The organism is Barnesiella intestinihominis YIT 11860, from assembly GCF_000296465.1.
Classification (GTDB): Bacteria; Bacteroidota; Bacteroidia; order Bacteroidales; family Barnesiellaceae; genus Barnesiella; species Barnesiella intestinihominis.
In genome coordinates, this window is sequence record NZ_JH815203.1 from 255,389 (window position 1) to 271,187 (window position 15,799).

Genomic DNA, 15,799 nt, shown 5'->3' on the forward strand with positions numbered 1-15,799 from the left:
AAGCTTACGGCGGCAGGTCAAGGAGTCCTCTCCGGCAATGACATCGGAACGGGCATACGGCTGATGAGCATCTGCTCGTGCAGCCACAACGCCTCTTCGGAAAGCATCGCAAACTCCTCGTCGGAAATCGTGTCGAGGTTGACGCCGGGAAAGTAGTGGCGGACATAGATCATCCGCTGGCGGATGCGCTGCTCGTCGGTCACTACCCACCGGCTTATAAGTTTACCAGGACACTCTGGCGGGTGGTGATCAGCTCGGAAAGCTGTCCCATCAGACCGAACAGGAAGAGCGACTCGTCGTCCACGAGTTCCTTATCTCCGTCCACGAAGCAGTCGCGGGCCAACGTGCGCATGGCGATTACCTCGTCCTTTTTGGAAGCGGCCATGAATTTGCTGAACTGCGGAAAGCTCGGTTCGGACATGTAGGCCACATAAATCTCTTTCTCGCCGTTTGCGGTGTCTCCGAAAACGACCATCGGACAAATCTTGCGGAGTTTCTTCTCCTCTTTCAGTTTGAGGGCTTTTTCCTTGATCTTGATCTCCTGTTCCAATGAAAGCATTTTTTCGTCCATATCGAATTTGTTTTGATTCACCGAAAGAGTAGGACAAAGAATCGTGGAAAGGTTGAAGACACGGTTCTTATTCACTTGTAATCCATATGTTATACAAAAAACTTCTTTGCTCCTGATATTCCCAGATCAGTCTTTAAAGGAAATTTCGCTGAATATATTTCATATATTTCTTTGATATATAGTATATAATCGTTAATTTTGCATATTCTCAAACATAAATGATTATGTGCAAAATAGATGATTTTATAGATGTGACAAGCCGGTACATCGCTGAATTGCTTGATTTGAGGGCGGACATCAGGCCGGTCGAAAAGGATGTCTTGCATACATTCCCAGCCAATATTACTGCCGGTTATACATTTTGTACGGCTAACTTGTTGGGGCATGACGTAGTTCTTCTGTATAGTGCAGACAGTTCTGCATATACTCCGGGGCAGATGCGGAAACAAAAAGAACTGGTTGAGCGAAAAGCCCAATGCCCGGTAATATTTGTATTGCGTACAGTGGCGGCCTATAATGTACGGCGTCTTGTCAGACATCGTGTAAATTTCATCATACCGCAAAAGCAAATGTTCATACCGGATTTGTTGATAGATTTGAAACCGCATAAAAATAATATCGGGGGAGGTGAAGAAACGCAGATTCCTGCAATTGCCCAATGCATAATCCTTTATCATCTTGAAGTAAAGTCTCTCGAAGGGAAAGGAACTTATGATATTGCAGATCTTTTCAACGTGTCGTATGCCAATGTAAACCGGGCGGTCAGATGGCTGAAAGATAAAGAAGTTATCGCTTTATCCGGCGGCAAGACAAAGAGTATGATATTTCAGTTCAAAAAGCGTGAATTATGGGACAGGATGTTGCCGTTCCTGGCGAACCCCATCGAGCGGATTGTATATACCGATAGTCTGCCTGATGAAGTATTTTGTATTAGTGGAGTAAATGCCTTGTCGGAATATTCAATGCTGAACAAGGAAAAAAATGACACTTATGCCATTGCAAAAGAAGAAGCTCGACGGTTGCAAATCCGGACAGACAAGGAATATGGCGAGACCCGCATAGAGATATGGCGTTACAATCCATGTTTTTTCTCAAAAAACGGCATTGTAGACAAATTGTCTTTATTTCTGGCCATGAAGGATATGGATGATGAACGCATTCAAATAGAATTGGAAACTATGATAAATAATATGATATGGTAAGAGGAATTGATAAATTCAGGGAGTTTTTCACCGGATATGAAGGAAACTATGTCATCATAGGTGGTACTGCCTGTGAAATGCATGAAGAAATATATGCACAAACTCCAAGGGCGACCAAGGACATAGACATTATACTGATTGTGGAGGCGCTGTCTTCGGATTTTGCTGCAAAATTCTGGGAGTTTGTAAAAACCGCAGGGTACAGACAAAGGAATAAGGGAACCGGGAACGGGGAATGCAGGCATGAATATTACAGGTTCAAGGAACCGGGAAATCCGGATTTCCCGTATCAGATAGAACTCTTTTCACGAAATATCGGGGTTGTCAAATTCCCGGACGATGCCCACATTACCCCCATTCCGGTTGATGATGACCTGTCAAGTCTGTCAGCCATTTTGATGGATGATGACTATTATAATTATACCATTGAACACAGCACGTTGGAGGAGGGCGTACATATTGCGAACATTGAAAGTCTTATCTGTCTGAAATGCAGGGCCTATTTAGAAATGACCGAGCGGAAAAGCAATGGAGAACAAGTGGACAGCAAACATATCGTCAAGCACAAGAAAGATGTATTCCGGCTGGTTGCCATGCTTGCTCCTGCCGACACCTACGAAGTTCCTGATTCGCTTAAACAAGATGTTGACAGGTTTTGCCTGGCTGTCAAAGAAGAAGTGCCAAACTCTGATTTTTTCAAATCGGCAGGACTTAAAAGCATTTCCGGAGAACAGTTATTGGAACAACTTGAAGCCAATTTCATAACACAACAATGAGAATCCAATACGCATCCGACCTGCATCTCGAGTTTCGGGAGAACAGCAGTTTTTTGAAGCACAACCCGCTGGCTGTTGCCGGAGAAGTGCTTGTCCTTGCCGGAGATATAGGATATATCGGAGATGAGAACTACTCCAGACATCCGTTCTGGGACTGGGCTTCCGGAAATTACAGCCGGGTCATCGTGGTTCCCGGAAACCACGAGTTTTACAAGATGTTCGACATAGACAAGCTGTATAACGGCTGGTCGCTCAAAATCAGGGAAAACATCACCTGCCACTATAATGCCGTTATCCCATTGGGTAACGATATAGAATTGATCGCTACCACACTGTGGTCACATATCCTGTTGCAGGATGCCTATGAAACTGAGGCAGCCATCACAGATTTCCGCAGGATGCGTTACGGCAGCGAACCGCTGGACTGGACAAGGTTCAATGACGAACATTCGCGCTGTTTCCGTTTTCTGGAACAGAGCGTAAAACAAAGTACTGCCAGACATCTCATTGTCGCCACTCATCATGTACCGTCATTCGAACTGATGGCGCCGGAGTTCAAGGGCAGTCCGCTCAATGGGGCATTTACCGTGGAGCTTGGCGGTTTCATTGCAGACAGCCCGATTGAATACTGGATATATGGCCACTCGCACCGCAATATCAATAAGGTCATCGGAAACACCCGGTGCATATGCAACCAGTTGGGCTATGTGTTCAGTAACGAGCATACGTCATTCGATAAGGAAGCGCATATTTCGATTTAAGTCTGCCATACATAAATCCCGTCTGTCAGCCAAGGTCAATATCCGGCAAACAGACGGGTTATTATGTAACAAATTTATGGTTGACTATTGAAGTCGTGGCTTCACCAACTTCCCGTCGATACCGCATGTTTCCAGAACCGCGGTATTTTCTTTGTTGAAGGCGATCAGGCATGACGGCGCTCCGGCCGTACCACCCTGTTCCCCCGTAACATGGTAAAAACTGAGCCGTCCCTTGATAAAGAGTATTGAATCGGCGTTTGGGAATATCAGTTCGTGGAACAGGCGCGTGTCCGTGCGGGCAAAAGTGAGCGCGACGGCATTCCTGTGTTCGACACACCTGCGGATAAACCGGACAATCAGTGCAGTGTCATAGGGAGGATTGCAGAACACACGTCCGAACCAGGGTTGTTGCAGGCCGTCATCCTCAATGGTATAGTGATGTCGCGCCGTATCCCATGGGCGGTTTACGGGCGAACACGGATCCAAATCGAACGGCCCCAGCCTCCGAAGCAGGCAGGGAGGCGTGAGCCATTCGTTCTTTCCGGTAGAAGATTTCCCCTCGAAAGTTACATCCATGACAGCTTAGATTGTATCACCCGAGCCGATTTGGATATCGAACGGGTTGAGATCGAATTCATGGGTGATATTGGTATCATCCTGCTGTGACTCGAGACAATCCTCCGTGAAGATGCAACCTTTGAGCGTTACGGTCGTCGTTGTCCAGTCCTCGCCGGCCATCGGGTTGGCAAAGCTGATAATCAGGTCGAACTCGCCGATTTCGAGCAGCGAGCCGTACACCGAACGCAACAGCTGTTGCGTGGCATAGTCCATCGTGATGCTCGCCGTATAGGTAATGTTCCCGAACCCCCTCGACACCGGCCGTCCTCCCATGCCGTAGTTACTTTCGACCTTGCGCTTCTTCGACCATTTGATGGCCGACACGCCTTCAAGGGTCGTGGAACCTTCATCGATTCCCAGGGCGGTCGATGACAGGGTTATCATCGACCACGAGTATGCTACATTGTTGATTATTGCCATATGCTATGTCTTATTTGCGGTTAATGACAGTCCTTCCTCTACATAAATCTTCACGGCCACGCCCACCGGGACAAGGACATAGGAGATGCGCAGCGTGTCGTCCACCAACACGTTCTGGTTCGGGTCGATAGTGACGGCGTATCCTGAAATTTCCTGCGCCGCCTGCATCTTGGCCAGTATATCCCCGATGAGTGTCTTGAAAGCTGTAATCTTCGACGGGGCGAGGAACCCGGTTGAAGGATTGACCATCAGCGGTGAGTTCACATACGGCAGCAGGGCTGCACGCACGGCACGGCGGCTCTTGTTGATGGTGCGGTTCCGGGCAATGGTACGGAAATCCCCATGTGAGCATGTCTGGTCTTTCGAGATGTAGATCCCGTTCTCGCGGCCGGCATACTTGATGGGAAAAATATACCCCTTATCGTCGAGTTCGTCCAGCAGTGACGGGGAGAGTGACTCGTACCGGTTCAGGCTGAGGAAGTTCTCCTCTGCCTCGTCGAGGTTGATGTCCCCGAACCCCAACTCTATTTCCTGGAAATCGTCCGCGAAGAGATTGAACTGCTTGACCCATGCGATGGATTCGTGCACGTTGGCCTTTGCTATGGCTCCCATAACCGCTCCCAAAAATCCCACGGGCGTATGGTTCCTGTTGCACATCTGCATCGTGGAGATCTTTTCGTGATGCGCCTGGCCGAATATACAGCTGATACGGCTTGATTCACAGATGCATGAAGGTATTTTATTCAGGTCAATCTGACGCCCCTCAGTCGTATCCGCCCCCGTATTGGAAGGATTGGCGGAAAGGATGAGCGAGAGCGGCTGGTTCTGCTCCGCAAGCCCCACGGCCACGTCGTTGAGCCCCTTTACCAGATTGAGGTTGTATTGTTCCGATGCGCCGTTCGCTTTCCACAGCGGCTGTTCCGTCCATATGCCTATCTGGTTGATCATACCCCCGGCAGCACGCTGCATGATTTCCAGCGCATCCCAGTTCGCCGAACAGTCCGCGAACATCACGTAGAGTTTTCCTGAACCGCCCGGATTGCCGGACATGCGGAAAAATTCACGGATATGGTATGCCGGGATGCCGTGCAGGAAATTGACATTCATCTCCTCCTCGTCGGTTGCCTCCACACGTTCGATGATACCGAAGTCGTTCACGGCGGACTTGAACGAGGTGATGTAGCAGACATCGCCAGGCTTGAGCCTGGTCTCATTGGTTTTACCATACCCCTCCGTGAAAAGCGTCGGCTGGAGGGACACGTCGAACAGCAGTCCCGTCACCTTCTCGCCCGACGAGCCGGTATCGTAAGGAATATTGCCGTCCACATCCTTGATAAATACATTACCGAGTGCCATTATGATTTCTTTTTAAGTTCGTTGTAGAAAGGATTCCTGTAGAGTACGGCCTTGCCCCTGATGGCGGCCGCCGTGTCCGGCGCATAGGTTCCTCCGTGCGTGTCGATGTACAGCGACGGATATGCCGGGAACTTTTTCAACAGGGACAGGATGTGAGGCTCTGTCGTCTCCTCCGACCCTGCATTCCCTTTCCCCGCGGTCTTGGCCGGCAGCCTGTCTTCAGTCTCGCCGCCTGTCCCGAGGTTTTCCGATGCCGTTTCCGGAACGGGCACCGCCTGAGCCTCCGGTGCAGGAATATTATTGTTGTCTGTCTGCGGAGTTTCCTCCGTGTTGATTTTCTTTGCCATAACAGTAGAATGAAAATGGGGAACGGGGCCTTGCCTCCGCTCCCCGGGTGGATATTGAGAATGAAGAAAGGTGTGTTATTCGCTCTTCTTGTAGGCGGTATGGACCACGATCTCCGCCGGGCGGACGATGTTCACGTCCATTTTCATGCGCATCTGGAAAAAGAACAGCTCGGAGTTGGCCTGCAGACGGTCGATTTTCAGGATGTCCGTGTCGTTCGCGTAATCCACCCCCATCCACAGGTTGGAGTCCATGCCGGTGGAGAACTCGCCGAGCACCATCGTGTGTTCGGGGATTCCCACGACCGGGACGATGCGCTTGCCCTTGAAGCGATAGCGGTTGACCTCGGTATTCTCGGAATACTTGACCTGCTTGTCCGAGATATATTGGTCATACGCGTCCCAGGCGTCCCATCCGACCACAAAGGTCAGAGATGTCTTCTTTCGGATCTGCTTCGGACATTTCCTCCACATCGCATAGAGCGCCGCCTCCACCGCGGCCCCGTCCGTCAGCTCGGTCGTTCCCGAAATGATGCACTGCCCTCCGGCAACCACCTCGGCATCGGAGGAGTTCACATTGTCGAGGATCCGTTTGATGACCCCGTCAAAATATTTCTCCTTGTTGGCTCCGATTTTCGTGCAGCCTTCCGGTGCGGTAATCTTGGCCACCGTCTCTCCTCCGCGGGCGGAAGTCCAGATGGCGTTTCCGATATACTCGTTTTTCTTGTCCATAAGGAGACGGAGCATCGTCGCCTGGATTTTCGGGTCGAGCTCGCGGAACACGAGATTGCCTTCCGGCTGCGCGAAACGCCAGTACTTCTCGTAGTCCCTCGGGTTAAACTCGAGATAGACCATAAAATCGGACGGCTCAAGATGGCGTTCGGTGAACTGGTACTCGTTCGTGCCGTCATCGCCCTTGGCTCCGTGGATGGGTTGTGGGGTCGGCACGTTGTCCTGGATAATGTTGCCCAGCTTGATGGCAGGAAGCGTATAGCGGTGCTGGATGCCCGTCTTGATATGAATCAGTCCCTCGCGGACTGTATCATTGCCCTGCACGGTATAGGTCAGCAAGTCCTCAAGTACTTCGCCGCTATACCCGTTTTGAAGAAAGTTTACTGTATCAGCCATTGTCGTTTTAAGTTTTCCGTTGAAGAATGAAACTCGGCCGACTGGCGGATACCTGCTGTTTCCGCGCGAGACACTGCGGTCTCCGGCATGTCAGTTAAAATCGGGCGGACGCCCGCGGATAGTCTGTCAGAGCTTTCGGAACTTGAAATCCGCACCGACCACTTCCGCCACCTTCTCGGCCATCAGCTGTTCGGCGGTCTTTGTCGCTTCCGCCGTGGCCTGGATGTTGGCAGGGTCATCGGCGATTTCCTTCGAGATTTTCTCCCGCGCGGGAATGGAAGCCAGCGTGCTTTCCGCCAACTCGAAGTTGGAACCGGCCATCTCCACCCACTGCGTTTTCGCCTCACGGTCAATCTTGCCTTCTGCAATGGCATTCTCCACCAATGTCTCGATACGGGAAGCCTGCTCGTCCTTCTCTTTCTGCTCGTAGGCGGAAAGGCGTGCCGTCGCTGCGGCCAGGTCTGTCTGCAAGTTCCGGATGGAGGCGTCTTTTCCGGCGATGACGGTCTGCGCGTCGCTCAGTGATTTCTGTATTTCTCTGTATTTGGGTTCCATCGCGGCCAGTTCAGAGATACGTGCCATCACGTCCTTGACCTCACCGTCCTTCATGCCCAGCGAGGCTGCAATCGCCCCGTACTCAAAGCCTTGTGTCTTGTTTTCGTTTGCCATATCGTTTTCCGTTTCTGTAAGAGTAGGTTCAATGCCTTTGAAAGGTTTATTTCCCGCGCTGACACGGCTCATCAGTTCCTGGATGGCGGCCGTATCGGTCAATCCTTCTATCTCGTCATGCACTTTACGGCAAAGCTGCTTCGAGGTATGGATGACATGCTCCGCAGGTATGATGCCGGCCTTGACGGCAGCCTGTGCGTCGAAATAGGTCCCGTCCTTTCCTGCCTGTCCGTCCATGATGGCCCGCACATGCTCCGCTTTCAGGCCGAACCGTTTCCGGTAAATCGTCTCGATCTGTTTGGTAAAAGCCGTTACCATGTCCGACGGTTCCCCTCCGTCATCGTCCGGCAACATCGGGTTATGAATCATCAGTATGGCATAATCACGCATGAGAGAACGCTTGCCCGCCGCCCAGATGATGGAGGCCATCGATGCCGCGACCCCTTCGATGATACATTCCGTATCCACCGTGGCATTGGCGATGGTGGAATAGGTGGACATGCCGTAAAGGACACTGCCGCCCTCCGAGTTGATCAACACGCGGATACAGGAGGGACGGATGATATTTTCCAAAAAGTCGAACTCGTCATTGAAACGTGAGGTCGTCTCTTCCGTCACGCGACCGAAGAAACGGATAACAGCCGGCTGGCCTGCCTTCGCCTCTCCGACGACATATTGAAGTGTGTTCATATCCATATGCAAGGGTTATTTGAACAAGAGTAGGCGGTGGAAAAAGAAAAGGTTTTGCACTGCTATTTATGGAAGTGGAAATATGAGAATCCATCCATTTATGGAAATGCGATTATCTTTACAGTATAATAGATTGTTCAAATTACAGACCGGTTGCAACTATTTGTATCAAGACCGGCATGCTGAACATTCTAAATTCAGCAAGTACAGAAAATGTATCATGAGTCTTGTATTATCTGCTGATTCATGTCTGTTTATACGCAGTGCGGATAAATCTCCTGCATGGATTTCAATTTTCCGATCCGGTATCCGAAAAACCAGATACTTCGTCATGTTCCGGACGCGGATGGAAGCCGTGTCCGCCGCTGTCATGTTGCGGCGCATCGCTGTGTTGGGTGAACGGGGGCATGACCACATACCTTTTTACCCAGTCCCTGTATTTCCACGCGGAAGATTCCCTGAACCATACCTCGTAGTCTATCCAGTACGCCTGCAACATATTGGTTGAAAGCGGCATGTCGAAATAGGTCAGGTTGCACCGCTCGCTCAGCGCCGGCTCATGGTTCTTGGCATCCTGTATGGCTACATTGAGCCGCTGGAAGACCAGAAACGCCTCGCATTCCTTGTCTTCGTCTGCATTGTTGAGCGTATTCAGGATAAACCGCACGCGCATGGTGGCGCGTCCCTCACCGATACGCTGTTGCTGTACCAGGTACCTCACGTTGATAAAGTGGATGAACACGGCAGGGAACACAGTCTCATACTCCGTGTTATCGTCACGGACAATGCGGGCGAACTGGCCGTTGTCGATAGCGACGGTTTTGAACAGGGGCGGCGACAACGGGTCGTCCGGATTCTCCCGCAGGGTCAGGACAGCCCGCTTAACGGCCCGGTATATCTCCACGAAAGGGTTCGCGGAAACTTCTTCAGGCAGGCTCTCCGCCGGTGCCGACGGTTGTGCGGGCTGTGGTGCTGGGTGTTTGTCTTTTATCATAACGGCTGGTGTGGAAATCCTTTAAAAATCATATCTATGAAATGGGCGGCGATATAGTCGTCCGTCTTCGGTGAGAATCCGATGAACTGCCGGTGTACGGGACGGCGCGTGGAATACTGGTTTACCGTGTACAGCCCGAACTTCGGATCGGTATTGTGTATGGCGGCATAATGCCCGTAACGCTCCTTGCTGCGTCCCCGCTTGCCCTTGACTGGAAAGCTCTTTTCCGTAGTCCACATGCAATACCTGGCGCCTTTCCGGAAGATGCGCGTACGGTCCGAACGCCGTCCCACTATGTCTGTCCGGCCGGCTTCCGACTGTATGCTCCGGGCCAGAGTCCCCGTATCGTTCATGAGAGGATGGGTGAACCTCTTTCCCCATTTGGAGGTACGAGGCGCCCATTTGCTACCGTTGAATCCCCCCGAAGCGAATGAGGACACGAACTGCTGCCTGGTATAGTCACCGGCAGCAGTTGCGAAGTCGAATACGTTGAACTCCAGCCGGCTGGCCATGACGCGCGTACTGGTCCTGCTTACCCAGTGGCTGCAAAACTCATCAAGCGTTATCTTGGGCATAGGCGAACTTTCCTTTAATGCGTTTCACAATATCATTCATGTAACCCGGAAGCGGGACGGAGAAATAGCGGTGCGCATCGGAAAAGATACGCCCGCCGGTTGCCAGGCTCTCCCGGAAGACCGGATCCACCTTTTCCAGATAGTCTCCCTTATCCGGCAAAGCCGCCCGGACAGCGGCGAACCCCTCCGCGACCAGAAAGCAGCGGCATCCCCATTCGATCGGCGGTATCAGCTCCGGAGGAAACTCGGATTTGCGGAAGGAAATCCCTTCCAATGAAAGATGCCAGGCACGTACCCGTTCATCGCCTTGTGTCATGTAGGTAAGCACGGTATCCATATCCACCGCCATCCACCATGCGGCCATCGAGGCCGCGAAGAATACCTGGTTGTTCTCTTCCTCCGCATGGACGAGGTTATACCTGCGGCATATCTTTTCGTATGCTTCCATGTCCTGTTCATCCGCTGTCTCGGGCAGTTCCCCGAGCATGGCATACTCCTCTGCCGCGGCAAAATCCACCAGGTTGTCTATAGCTGCAATCAGGATGTCACGCTGCTGCCGTTCCCTCTCTGTTGTAAAGGAGTTGTGATTTTTCAGTATCTCCAATGCCCGGTCCATATCGATTCGCAGACCTGTCAGCGCACGGTCTATGAGGAAAGAGGCACGCAGGGTGATGATGTCCTCTATAATGTCGAGACGTTCCGCGCTGTTCTCCCAATAGAGGATCAGCCTGCGGAATGCATCGAAAATGACACGATACTCCTTTTCCGTATCGGATTCCGTGGTTGCAGATGCCCTGACAGCCCTGAACGGAGCGTTGTCCGGGAGCGGAAGACGGGCTTCTATTCCGCTCCCCGCAGAAAATTTCCGACCTTCGCCCCCCGGGGGCGTCCGTAACGCCGGAAATACTCCTCGTCCGACATGATGCCCCGGTCGTTGTGGCTGAGACCGGATGAGCCGCCTTCGGCTCCGAAACCTAATCCCGGGATAACATTGAGCTGCCGGCCCACATTGATACCGAACTCTTTCTCGATCTCATCGGCCGCCACTTCATATTTGTCCGTGATCAGCGAATAGAGCTTGATGCGGTCCTCGTTGCTCATCTCTATCCGGTTCGAATACCGGAACTCCAATCCTCCGGGGATATACCCGATAGCCACCAGGCGGGGGATTATCTCCTCGTTCATGACGTTTTCGATATACCGACGGTAGACTTCGATACGGTCGCGGAAAATGTCCTGGTGTGCTTTCGTGGAACCCACGTACGACTGCATCCCTCCGGCCATCGACTCGGAGCCGAGCACGAGGTTGGCAACTTCCTTGTTCACAAACTCGATAAGCCCGGTATATATCTTTTCCGAGTTGGACATGGTGAATGTCTTGATATCGACCTCGTCCTCAATGCCGGTAACCACCACCTTGTTCTGTGCCGCGTTGGCTATCTCGTTAGCCAGCCTCTTGCGGTCGGCGTTGCTCTCGCTGACCGTCTTTCCGTGGATAATCGGCTGTCCGTAAGTATGGGAAAAGTTCACATAGTTGGCCACCGTGAATTTCTTGGCCAGTATCAAAGGGGTCGTGGCGGAAAAAAGTCCCAAGTCGCCGGAGTTTACCAGTACATAACAACGGTAATATGCCGGGTCATGTAAATCCCAATGCGGCTCCCACAGTCCCTGCCGCTTCAGTACCGTTTTCTGGTCCGGCAACACATTACGCCGTTCGATGATGTTGACTTCCGCCAGCCTGCCCGTTCTGGGGTCAGTATGCGGCATGATTTCAAGCAGGGTGTACCCGTAGAGCTTGGATTCCACTATGCCCTTGATTATCTTGTCGAACTGCGAACCCTGTATCTTCAGGGAGTTCGCCACGTCCTTGATGTATTTTCCCTTTTCGTTTACACGGGCAAGCATATAGCGGTCGCCGAGAATCTGGCTTTCCAGTGTCTCGACAACGGAACGTATATGAGCGTCCTGTTGCAGGCAGGCTTCATACAGGTCAATGAGCCGGGCGCGGTCATCGAGAATATATCCCGAGCCGGTATCCTGACGGCATGAACGGTAGCGGTTGTTGCGCTCGATTTCGCGGACATACTCCTGAATTGTCTTTTTGGAGGTCTTAAAAATACTCTCCAAGAGTTCCCCGTTAAATGATTTGTCCGATGTAGCCATAATTTTTTTGTTTCTTGTTCAAAGAGTAGAGACAATCCTCAAGAGAGGTTTTTACGGCTAAAAGAATATATGGAGAACGGGACTCTTAATGCTTGATTTACAAACCGAAATATACAACTTAAATATATAGATATTTCGGTTTTATTTATGTTGTAAACATCTTATTATCAGTGATTAACAATTTATTAAAAGTGTAATTTATGTATATATTTATAGTGTATTTCATATTAAAAAGATATATCTTTGCACCACGTTAGATACAAATCCAAGAACAATGAAAAAGAGAACATGAAAGAAGAAAAGATTCCCTGCCGGATAATCCGGTACAGGGAGTTCCCCGATCTGCTTTTCGGAACGTTACGGGAAGACGGACCGGTCTATTTCGACGCGACACGCTTCATCCAGGCCAAAGGAGATGCACGCCGGCATAATGTCCGTGATTTCCGTGTCGCTTTCCATCACTGGGCAACGGCGTTGGCAGACGCCTACGGAATAGACAGGGAAAAGATGATCATCCGTGACGAGGCGTCGGGACACCTGTTAATTGATGAATGTCTGGCTCTATTATTTGTCGTTTACATCGATCCCGCGTTCGGTGTCTACCTTCTGGAGCGCGTGGACGAACTGCTGTCCGGTGGATTTACGGTTTCAGACACTTGGCTGGTACAGGCTGCCGGTCTTAGATTTACAAAGGAGGAATTAACGCAAATTTTAGAACAACATGAGACGCAGCACATTTAAACGACCCAAGATGGTGCTCATCTTCAACGGGGCACAGGTTCTTGTAGCGGTCACGCGCTCGCTGCACAGCGCGGCGGAATTGACAAAAGGCAACTTGCAGGCTATCTCATTCTGTTGCACGGGCAAGTATGTATGCAGCGGCGGACTCTATTTCAGGCATCTGCATCCGGATGTGGAAATCGAGCTGGCCGACCTCGGCACACTGATGCTGAAAGATTATGACGCCCTTTGCGGCGAGAAACGCACGTACTATCCGGTGCGCAAGATGGCACATAAGAGAGCCTTGCTTGAAAACAAACGTAAGTCTGATAACCAAAAGAAAGGAGGAAATACCTATGAGGGAAAATAGGAATGTTCCGTTCCGGGACTGGAACATAAGGGTTTCCCGGAACCATAACGGCCAGCTCCATATCTGCGCCGTGGATATATGCGATATACTCAAGCGGGACGAACTGCTTGAAAACGGCGCCATCGCCCGTGTTTGCCCGACGGCATTGAAAATCAGTTTCCGGAAAAACGGCAGGGAACAGTGGGGTTTCCGTCCCATCGATATGCGCCGGCTTTTACAACTGGTACGCAAGGAGACTATTATACCCCGTGACCTGCTTGATGAATTGGAAGTGTGGGGCAACAAGCTTCTGGAACTGGAAGCCGGGGAGCTGCACGCCGTCCCGCAGGACGACATCGTCATGCACTTCGAGGAAGGGTTCCCCGTCACGTTCCGGCGTGTCGGCGACAAGCTGATGGTCAACGCCACGCAGATCACGATGCACTTCGGGAAAATCCCGTCTGAATGGCTACGCATCGCTTCCACGGATATGCTCCGCAGGGAAATGGCCGGCAACGGACATACCGGGAAATACGAGTCGCAAGTCTTCACCACACGGGGGCGGGGGCACGGTGCGACCTGGTTGGAATCACCGCTTGTCATACCGTTGGCCAGATGGATCGCCCCTGACCTGTCTTTGGCGGAATGGTTGGGCGAGGCTATCGGCAAACTCTCCGTGAAACGAGGGAAGACAATCGTACGCGAACGCCCCAGGGTGGCGGCACCCGGTCTGCCCTGTATGGATTGTCCCATGCCGCAGGATATGGAATCGGCGACGAGACTGATTCTGGAACTGCGGAAGGTGGTGAGTGAATCCCTGCCGAAAATCGTATTCTACGAGGAGTTTATCGAGAACAGGGACTGGTTCAAGAGCACGCGCATCGCTGACGAACTCGGCATATCGCCGCGACAGTTGCACCAGTTCCTTGCCGAAGAGGGCATCTGCAAGTACGAGAAGCGGCAATGGGTGGTCTTTCCTTCCTGCCGGGCCTGGCAATGCGATGTGCCTTACACGTGGGAGAACAGCCGGGGCAAGGTATATACTTTCGGATCCACCAAACGATGGACACAGGCCGGACGGGAGTGTATCATAGAACTGTGGCGCAAGAGGAACCCTGAATACTGCCCACCGGGTGCATAGCGATGGAAACGGCATTACAGCGGATCATCCGCAAGACAGGAAGACGGCCGGTAGAGTGCCGTTGCCGTCTGTGCAGGCAGCAATGCCGGATACCGTGCCTCGGTACGCCGGAAGACATCCTCCGGTTGCTGAAAGCCGGATACAGGGAGCGTCTTGCACCCACTCGGTGGGCGGTAGGCCTGCTGTTAGGAAAAATCCCGTATATCGTGCCGATGGTACAGGCGAAACAGGAAGCAGGCGGGTGCACATTCTTTCAGGACGGACTGTGTGAACTGCATGCGGCAGGGCTCAAGCCCACTGAAGGCAGGTTGTCGCACCATACCATCACCATGGAGAACCTGAAGTTCGGAATGTCGCTCTCGTGGAACGTGGCCAAAGAATGGCTGGACGAGCGGAACTTCGACACGATACGGGAGATTGTCCGGATAATGGGAAAATAGATGAGGGACGGTTTCATGAATGAAGTATCAGTATAACCGGTTGATTCCTCCTTTGCCGATTTCATGGAACCGCCTCTTATTAATTCATACCATTTGCAAACAGTTCGTATTAGTCGCGGCTATCCTTTATCAGGAAAACATTTAAACGCGAATGATATGAAACTGAAAAGCAGAATGACCGTCGGGGAGATGTCGGAACACCTGACGGAACATACCGGCAAGTTCGCCAACCGCGTATCCGTGGGGCGTTACGCCAAAAAACTGGGATACGCCGTGTATAAACCGATGATAAACGGCAGGATATGCCAGTTCTATGTCAATCCGTCGATTAAGGATGACGGGGAAGCGGAAACATTACGGACGAACGAACGCGAAAACGGACATGAAAGGGAATGACGACAAAAGGCAACACGTGATACCGTTTATGAAATGCTTCACCGGGCTGGTCGGCGCGTTCACCCCGGAAGAGGTCATCTTCATGCTGTACATGGCAGACCGTACACGCCTGCGTGAAAAAGGTTACGACACCTTGCGCAGCAAGCGGTACTACATGGAGAACATGGAGATGGGTTCGCGGATTTTCGACAAGTGCGTGGAAAAGACAACGCGTATGGGATTGCTTGAACGGGTGCCGGTCAGCGGGATGTACGATTACCTGTGGCACATGGATTCCTACAACCGGCTTGTAGGGATATTGGCGGAACTTGGAAATCCTTTTTCTACCAGGGCATTCTGTCATCGGATGTTCGATGTGGAAAAAAGGACCGTGGCATCCGTCTCTGACGAAGAGGTCAGCCAATGGAAAGAGAGACACCGAAAAGTTTGAGCGTATCTGTCCACGGAACGTAAATGAATAAAAACAGACGGCATCGTTGTGATTTG

At 51.5% G+C, this 15,799-nt stretch carries 21 protein-coding genes; 9 read left to right on the forward strand and 12 right to left on the reverse strand.

Annotation, left to right across the window (positions count from 1 at the left end; all coding sequences use genetic code 11):
- Positions 1-17 precede the first annotated feature (17 nt).
- Positions 18-203: a hypothetical protein gene (locus tag HMPREF9448_RS01020; protein ID WP_004293597.1), complete on the reverse strand. Its 186-nt coding sequence runs from the start codon at positions 201-203 to the stop codon at positions 18-20.
- Between the two features lie 11 nt (positions 204-214).
- Entirely contained in the window at positions 215-571 is a 357-nt protein-coding gene (locus HMPREF9448_RS01025) for a hypothetical protein (protein WP_008860783.1), read from the reverse strand.
- A 224-nt stretch (positions 572-795) separates the two neighbouring features.
- Between HMPREF9448_RS01025 and HMPREF9448_RS01030 the strand changes: the two genes are divergently transcribed.
- From HMPREF9448_RS01030 to HMPREF9448_RS01040, 3 genes are read left to right on the forward strand one after another with little or no spacing between them, the layout of a single operon-like run.
- Positions 796-1,773, forward strand: a complete 978-nt coding sequence (locus tag HMPREF9448_RS01030; RefSeq protein WP_004303975.1) for a hypothetical protein — start codon at positions 796-798, stop codon at positions 1,771-1,773.
- Positions 1,767-2,549: a hypothetical protein gene (locus HMPREF9448_RS01035; RefSeq protein ID WP_004293600.1), complete on the forward strand. Its 783-nt coding sequence runs from the start codon at positions 1,767-1,769 to the stop codon at positions 2,547-2,549. Before HMPREF9448_RS01030 ends, HMPREF9448_RS01035 begins: the two co-directional genes overlap by 7 nt.
- Positions 2,546-3,310, forward strand: coding sequence for a metallophosphoesterase (locus HMPREF9448_RS01040; protein WP_004293601.1), 765 nt, complete (start codon positions 2,546-2,548; stop codon positions 3,308-3,310). Before HMPREF9448_RS01035 ends, HMPREF9448_RS01040 begins: the two co-directional genes overlap by 4 nt.
- A gap of 84 nt (positions 3,311-3,394) precedes the next feature.
- Here HMPREF9448_RS01040 and HMPREF9448_RS01045 read toward each other — a convergent pair whose 3' ends face one another.
- The 10 genes from HMPREF9448_RS01045 to HMPREF9448_RS01090 form a co-directional block, all read right to left on the reverse strand.
- Positions 3,395-3,886 (reverse strand): DNA N-6-adenine-methyltransferase, encoded by a 492-nt coding sequence (locus HMPREF9448_RS01045; protein ID WP_004293602.1) that lies wholly within the window; start codon positions 3,884-3,886, stop codon positions 3,395-3,397.
- A gap of 6 nt (positions 3,887-3,892) precedes the next feature.
- The gene (locus tag HMPREF9448_RS01050; RefSeq protein ID WP_004293603.1) at positions 3,893-4,348 is read right to left on the reverse strand and encodes a hypothetical protein; all 456 of its coding nucleotides are present in this window, start codon (positions 4,346-4,348) and stop codon (positions 3,893-3,895) included.
- A gap of 3 nt (positions 4,349-4,351) precedes the next feature.
- Positions 4,352-5,704, reverse strand: coding sequence for a DUF2586 family protein (locus tag HMPREF9448_RS01055; protein WP_004303973.1), 1,353 nt, complete (start codon positions 5,702-5,704; stop codon positions 4,352-4,354).
- Entirely contained in the window at positions 5,704-6,051 is a 348-nt protein-coding gene (locus HMPREF9448_RS01060; protein WP_004293605.1) for a hypothetical protein, read from the reverse strand. Before HMPREF9448_RS01060 ends, HMPREF9448_RS01055 begins: the two co-directional genes overlap by 1 nt.
- Positions 6,052-6,126: 75 nt before the next feature.
- The gene (locus tag HMPREF9448_RS01065; RefSeq protein WP_004293606.1) at positions 6,127-7,176 is read right to left on the reverse strand and encodes a hypothetical protein; all 1,050 of its coding nucleotides are present in this window, start codon (positions 7,174-7,176) and stop codon (positions 6,127-6,129) included.
- Positions 7,177-7,302: 126 nt separating this feature from the next.
- Positions 7,303-8,541 (reverse strand): Clp protease ClpP, encoded by a 1,239-nt coding sequence (locus HMPREF9448_RS01070; protein ID WP_004293607.1) that lies wholly within the window; start codon positions 8,539-8,541, stop codon positions 7,303-7,305.
- A gap of 283 nt (positions 8,542-8,824) precedes the next feature.
- Positions 8,825-9,529, reverse strand: coding sequence for a hypothetical protein (locus HMPREF9448_RS01075; protein WP_004293608.1), 705 nt, complete (start codon positions 9,527-9,529; stop codon positions 8,825-8,827).
- Positions 9,526-10,104 carry a hypothetical protein gene (locus HMPREF9448_RS01080; protein ID WP_008860784.1) on the reverse strand — a complete coding sequence of 193 codons (579 nt, stop codon included), beginning with the start codon at positions 10,102-10,104 and terminating at the stop codon, positions 9,526-9,528. Before HMPREF9448_RS01080 ends, HMPREF9448_RS01075 begins: the two co-directional genes overlap by 4 nt.
- On the reverse strand, positions 10,085-10,720 hold the full coding sequence (locus HMPREF9448_RS01085) for a phage minor head protein (RefSeq protein ID WP_008142943.1): 636 nt from the start codon (positions 10,718-10,720) through the stop codon (positions 10,085-10,087). The genes HMPREF9448_RS01080 and HMPREF9448_RS01085 overlap by 20 nt, the downstream gene beginning before the upstream one ends.
- Positions 10,721-10,944: 224 nt before the next feature.
- On the reverse strand, positions 10,945-12,267 hold the full coding sequence (locus HMPREF9448_RS01090; RefSeq protein ID WP_008142945.1) for a phage portal protein family protein: 1,323 nt from the start codon (positions 12,265-12,267) through the stop codon (positions 10,945-10,947).
- A 288-nt stretch (positions 12,268-12,555) separates the two neighbouring features.
- Here HMPREF9448_RS01090 and HMPREF9448_RS01095 point away from each other — a divergent pair, with 288 nt between their 5' ends.
- From HMPREF9448_RS01095 to HMPREF9448_RS01120, 6 genes are all read left to right on the forward strand, one after another.
- On the forward strand, positions 12,556-13,008 hold the full coding sequence (locus HMPREF9448_RS01095; RefSeq protein WP_004293612.1) for a hypothetical protein: 453 nt from the start codon (positions 12,556-12,558) through the stop codon (positions 13,006-13,008).
- 10 nt (positions 13,009-13,018) lie between these two features.
- On the forward strand, positions 13,019-13,357 hold the full coding sequence (locus HMPREF9448_RS01100) for a hypothetical protein (RefSeq protein WP_004303967.1): 339 nt from the start codon (positions 13,019-13,021) through the stop codon (positions 13,355-13,357).
- Positions 13,344-14,477, forward strand: coding sequence for a phage antirepressor KilAC domain-containing protein (locus HMPREF9448_RS01105; RefSeq protein ID WP_004303966.1), 1,134 nt, complete (start codon positions 13,344-13,346; stop codon positions 14,475-14,477). Before HMPREF9448_RS01100 ends, HMPREF9448_RS01105 begins: the two co-directional genes overlap by 14 nt.
- Positions 14,478-14,479: 2 nt before the next feature.
- Positions 14,480-14,917, forward strand: coding sequence for a hypothetical protein (locus HMPREF9448_RS14960; RefSeq protein WP_004293615.1), 438 nt, complete (start codon positions 14,480-14,482; stop codon positions 14,915-14,917).
- A gap of 156 nt (positions 14,918-15,073) precedes the next feature.
- Positions 15,074-15,313 (forward strand): hypothetical protein, encoded by a 240-nt coding sequence (locus tag HMPREF9448_RS01115; RefSeq protein WP_004293616.1) that lies wholly within the window; start codon positions 15,074-15,076, stop codon positions 15,311-15,313.
- Positions 15,300-15,743, forward strand: a complete 444-nt coding sequence (locus HMPREF9448_RS01120; RefSeq protein WP_004293617.1) for a hypothetical protein — start codon at positions 15,300-15,302, stop codon at positions 15,741-15,743. Before HMPREF9448_RS01115 ends, HMPREF9448_RS01120 begins: the two co-directional genes overlap by 14 nt.
- Positions 15,744-15,799 lie beyond the last annotated feature (56 nt).

Excerpts from the sequence above, each read along its gene's own strand:
- HMPREF9448_RS01025 (WP_008860783.1), bottom strand. The coding sequence starts at position 571 with ATGGACGAAAAAATGCTTTCATTGGAACAGGAGATCAAGATCAAGGAA.
- HMPREF9448_RS01030 (WP_004303975.1), top strand. The coding sequence starts at position 796 with ATGTGCAAAATAGATGATTTTATAGATGTGACAAGCCGGTACATCGCT.
- HMPREF9448_RS01035 (WP_004293600.1), top strand. The coding sequence starts at position 1,767 with ATGGTAAGAGGAATTGATAAATTCAGGGAGTTTTTCACCGGATATGAA.
- HMPREF9448_RS01040 (WP_004293601.1), top strand. The coding sequence starts at position 2,546 with ATGAGAATCCAATACGCATCCGACCTGCATCTCGAGTTTCGGGAGAAC.
- HMPREF9448_RS01045 (WP_004293602.1), bottom strand. The coding sequence starts at position 3,886 with ATGGATGTAACTTTCGAGGGGAAATCTTCTACCGGAAAGAACGAATGG.
- HMPREF9448_RS01050 (WP_004293603.1), bottom strand. The coding sequence starts at position 4,348 with ATGGCAATAATCAACAATGTAGCATACTCGTGGTCGATGATAACCCTG.
- HMPREF9448_RS01055 (WP_004303973.1), bottom strand. The coding sequence starts at position 5,704 with ATGGCACTCGGTAATGTATTTATCAAGGATGTGGACGGCAATATTCCT.
- HMPREF9448_RS01060 (WP_004293605.1), bottom strand. The coding sequence starts at position 6,051 with ATGGCAAAGAAAATCAACACGGAGGAAACTCCGCAGACAGACAACAAT.
- HMPREF9448_RS01065 (WP_004293606.1), bottom strand. The coding sequence starts at position 7,176 with ATGGCTGATACAGTAAACTTTCTTCAAAACGGGTATAGCGGCGAAGTA.
- HMPREF9448_RS01070 (WP_004293607.1), bottom strand. The coding sequence starts at position 8,541 with ATGGATATGAACACACTTCAATATGTCGTCGGAGAGGCGAAGGCAGGC.
- HMPREF9448_RS01075 (WP_004293608.1), bottom strand. The coding sequence starts at position 9,529 with ATGATAAAAGACAAACACCCAGCACCACAGCCCGCACAACCGTCGGCA.
- HMPREF9448_RS01080 (WP_008860784.1), bottom strand. The coding sequence starts at position 10,104 with ATGCCCAAGATAACGCTTGATGAGTTTTGCAGCCACTGGGTAAGCAGG.
- HMPREF9448_RS01085 (WP_008142943.1), bottom strand. The coding sequence starts at position 10,720 with ATGGACCGGGCATTGGAGATACTGAAAAATCACAACTCCTTTACAACA.
- HMPREF9448_RS01090 (WP_008142945.1), bottom strand. The coding sequence starts at position 12,267 with ATGGCTACATCGGACAAATCATTTAACGGGGAACTCTTGGAGAGTATT.
- HMPREF9448_RS01095 (WP_004293612.1), top strand. The coding sequence starts at position 12,556 with ATGAAAGAAGAAAAGATTCCCTGCCGGATAATCCGGTACAGGGAGTTC.
- HMPREF9448_RS01100 (WP_004303967.1), top strand. The coding sequence starts at position 13,019 with ATGGTGCTCATCTTCAACGGGGCACAGGTTCTTGTAGCGGTCACGCGC.
- HMPREF9448_RS01105 (WP_004303966.1), top strand. The coding sequence starts at position 13,344 with ATGAGGGAAAATAGGAATGTTCCGTTCCGGGACTGGAACATAAGGGTT.
- HMPREF9448_RS14960 (WP_004293615.1), top strand. The coding sequence starts at position 14,480 with ATGGAAACGGCATTACAGCGGATCATCCGCAAGACAGGAAGACGGCCG.
- HMPREF9448_RS01115 (WP_004293616.1), top strand. The coding sequence starts at position 15,074 with ATGAAACTGAAAAGCAGAATGACCGTCGGGGAGATGTCGGAACACCTG.
- HMPREF9448_RS01120 (WP_004293617.1), top strand. The coding sequence starts at position 15,300 with ATGAAAGGGAATGACGACAAAAGGCAACACGTGATACCGTTTATGAAA.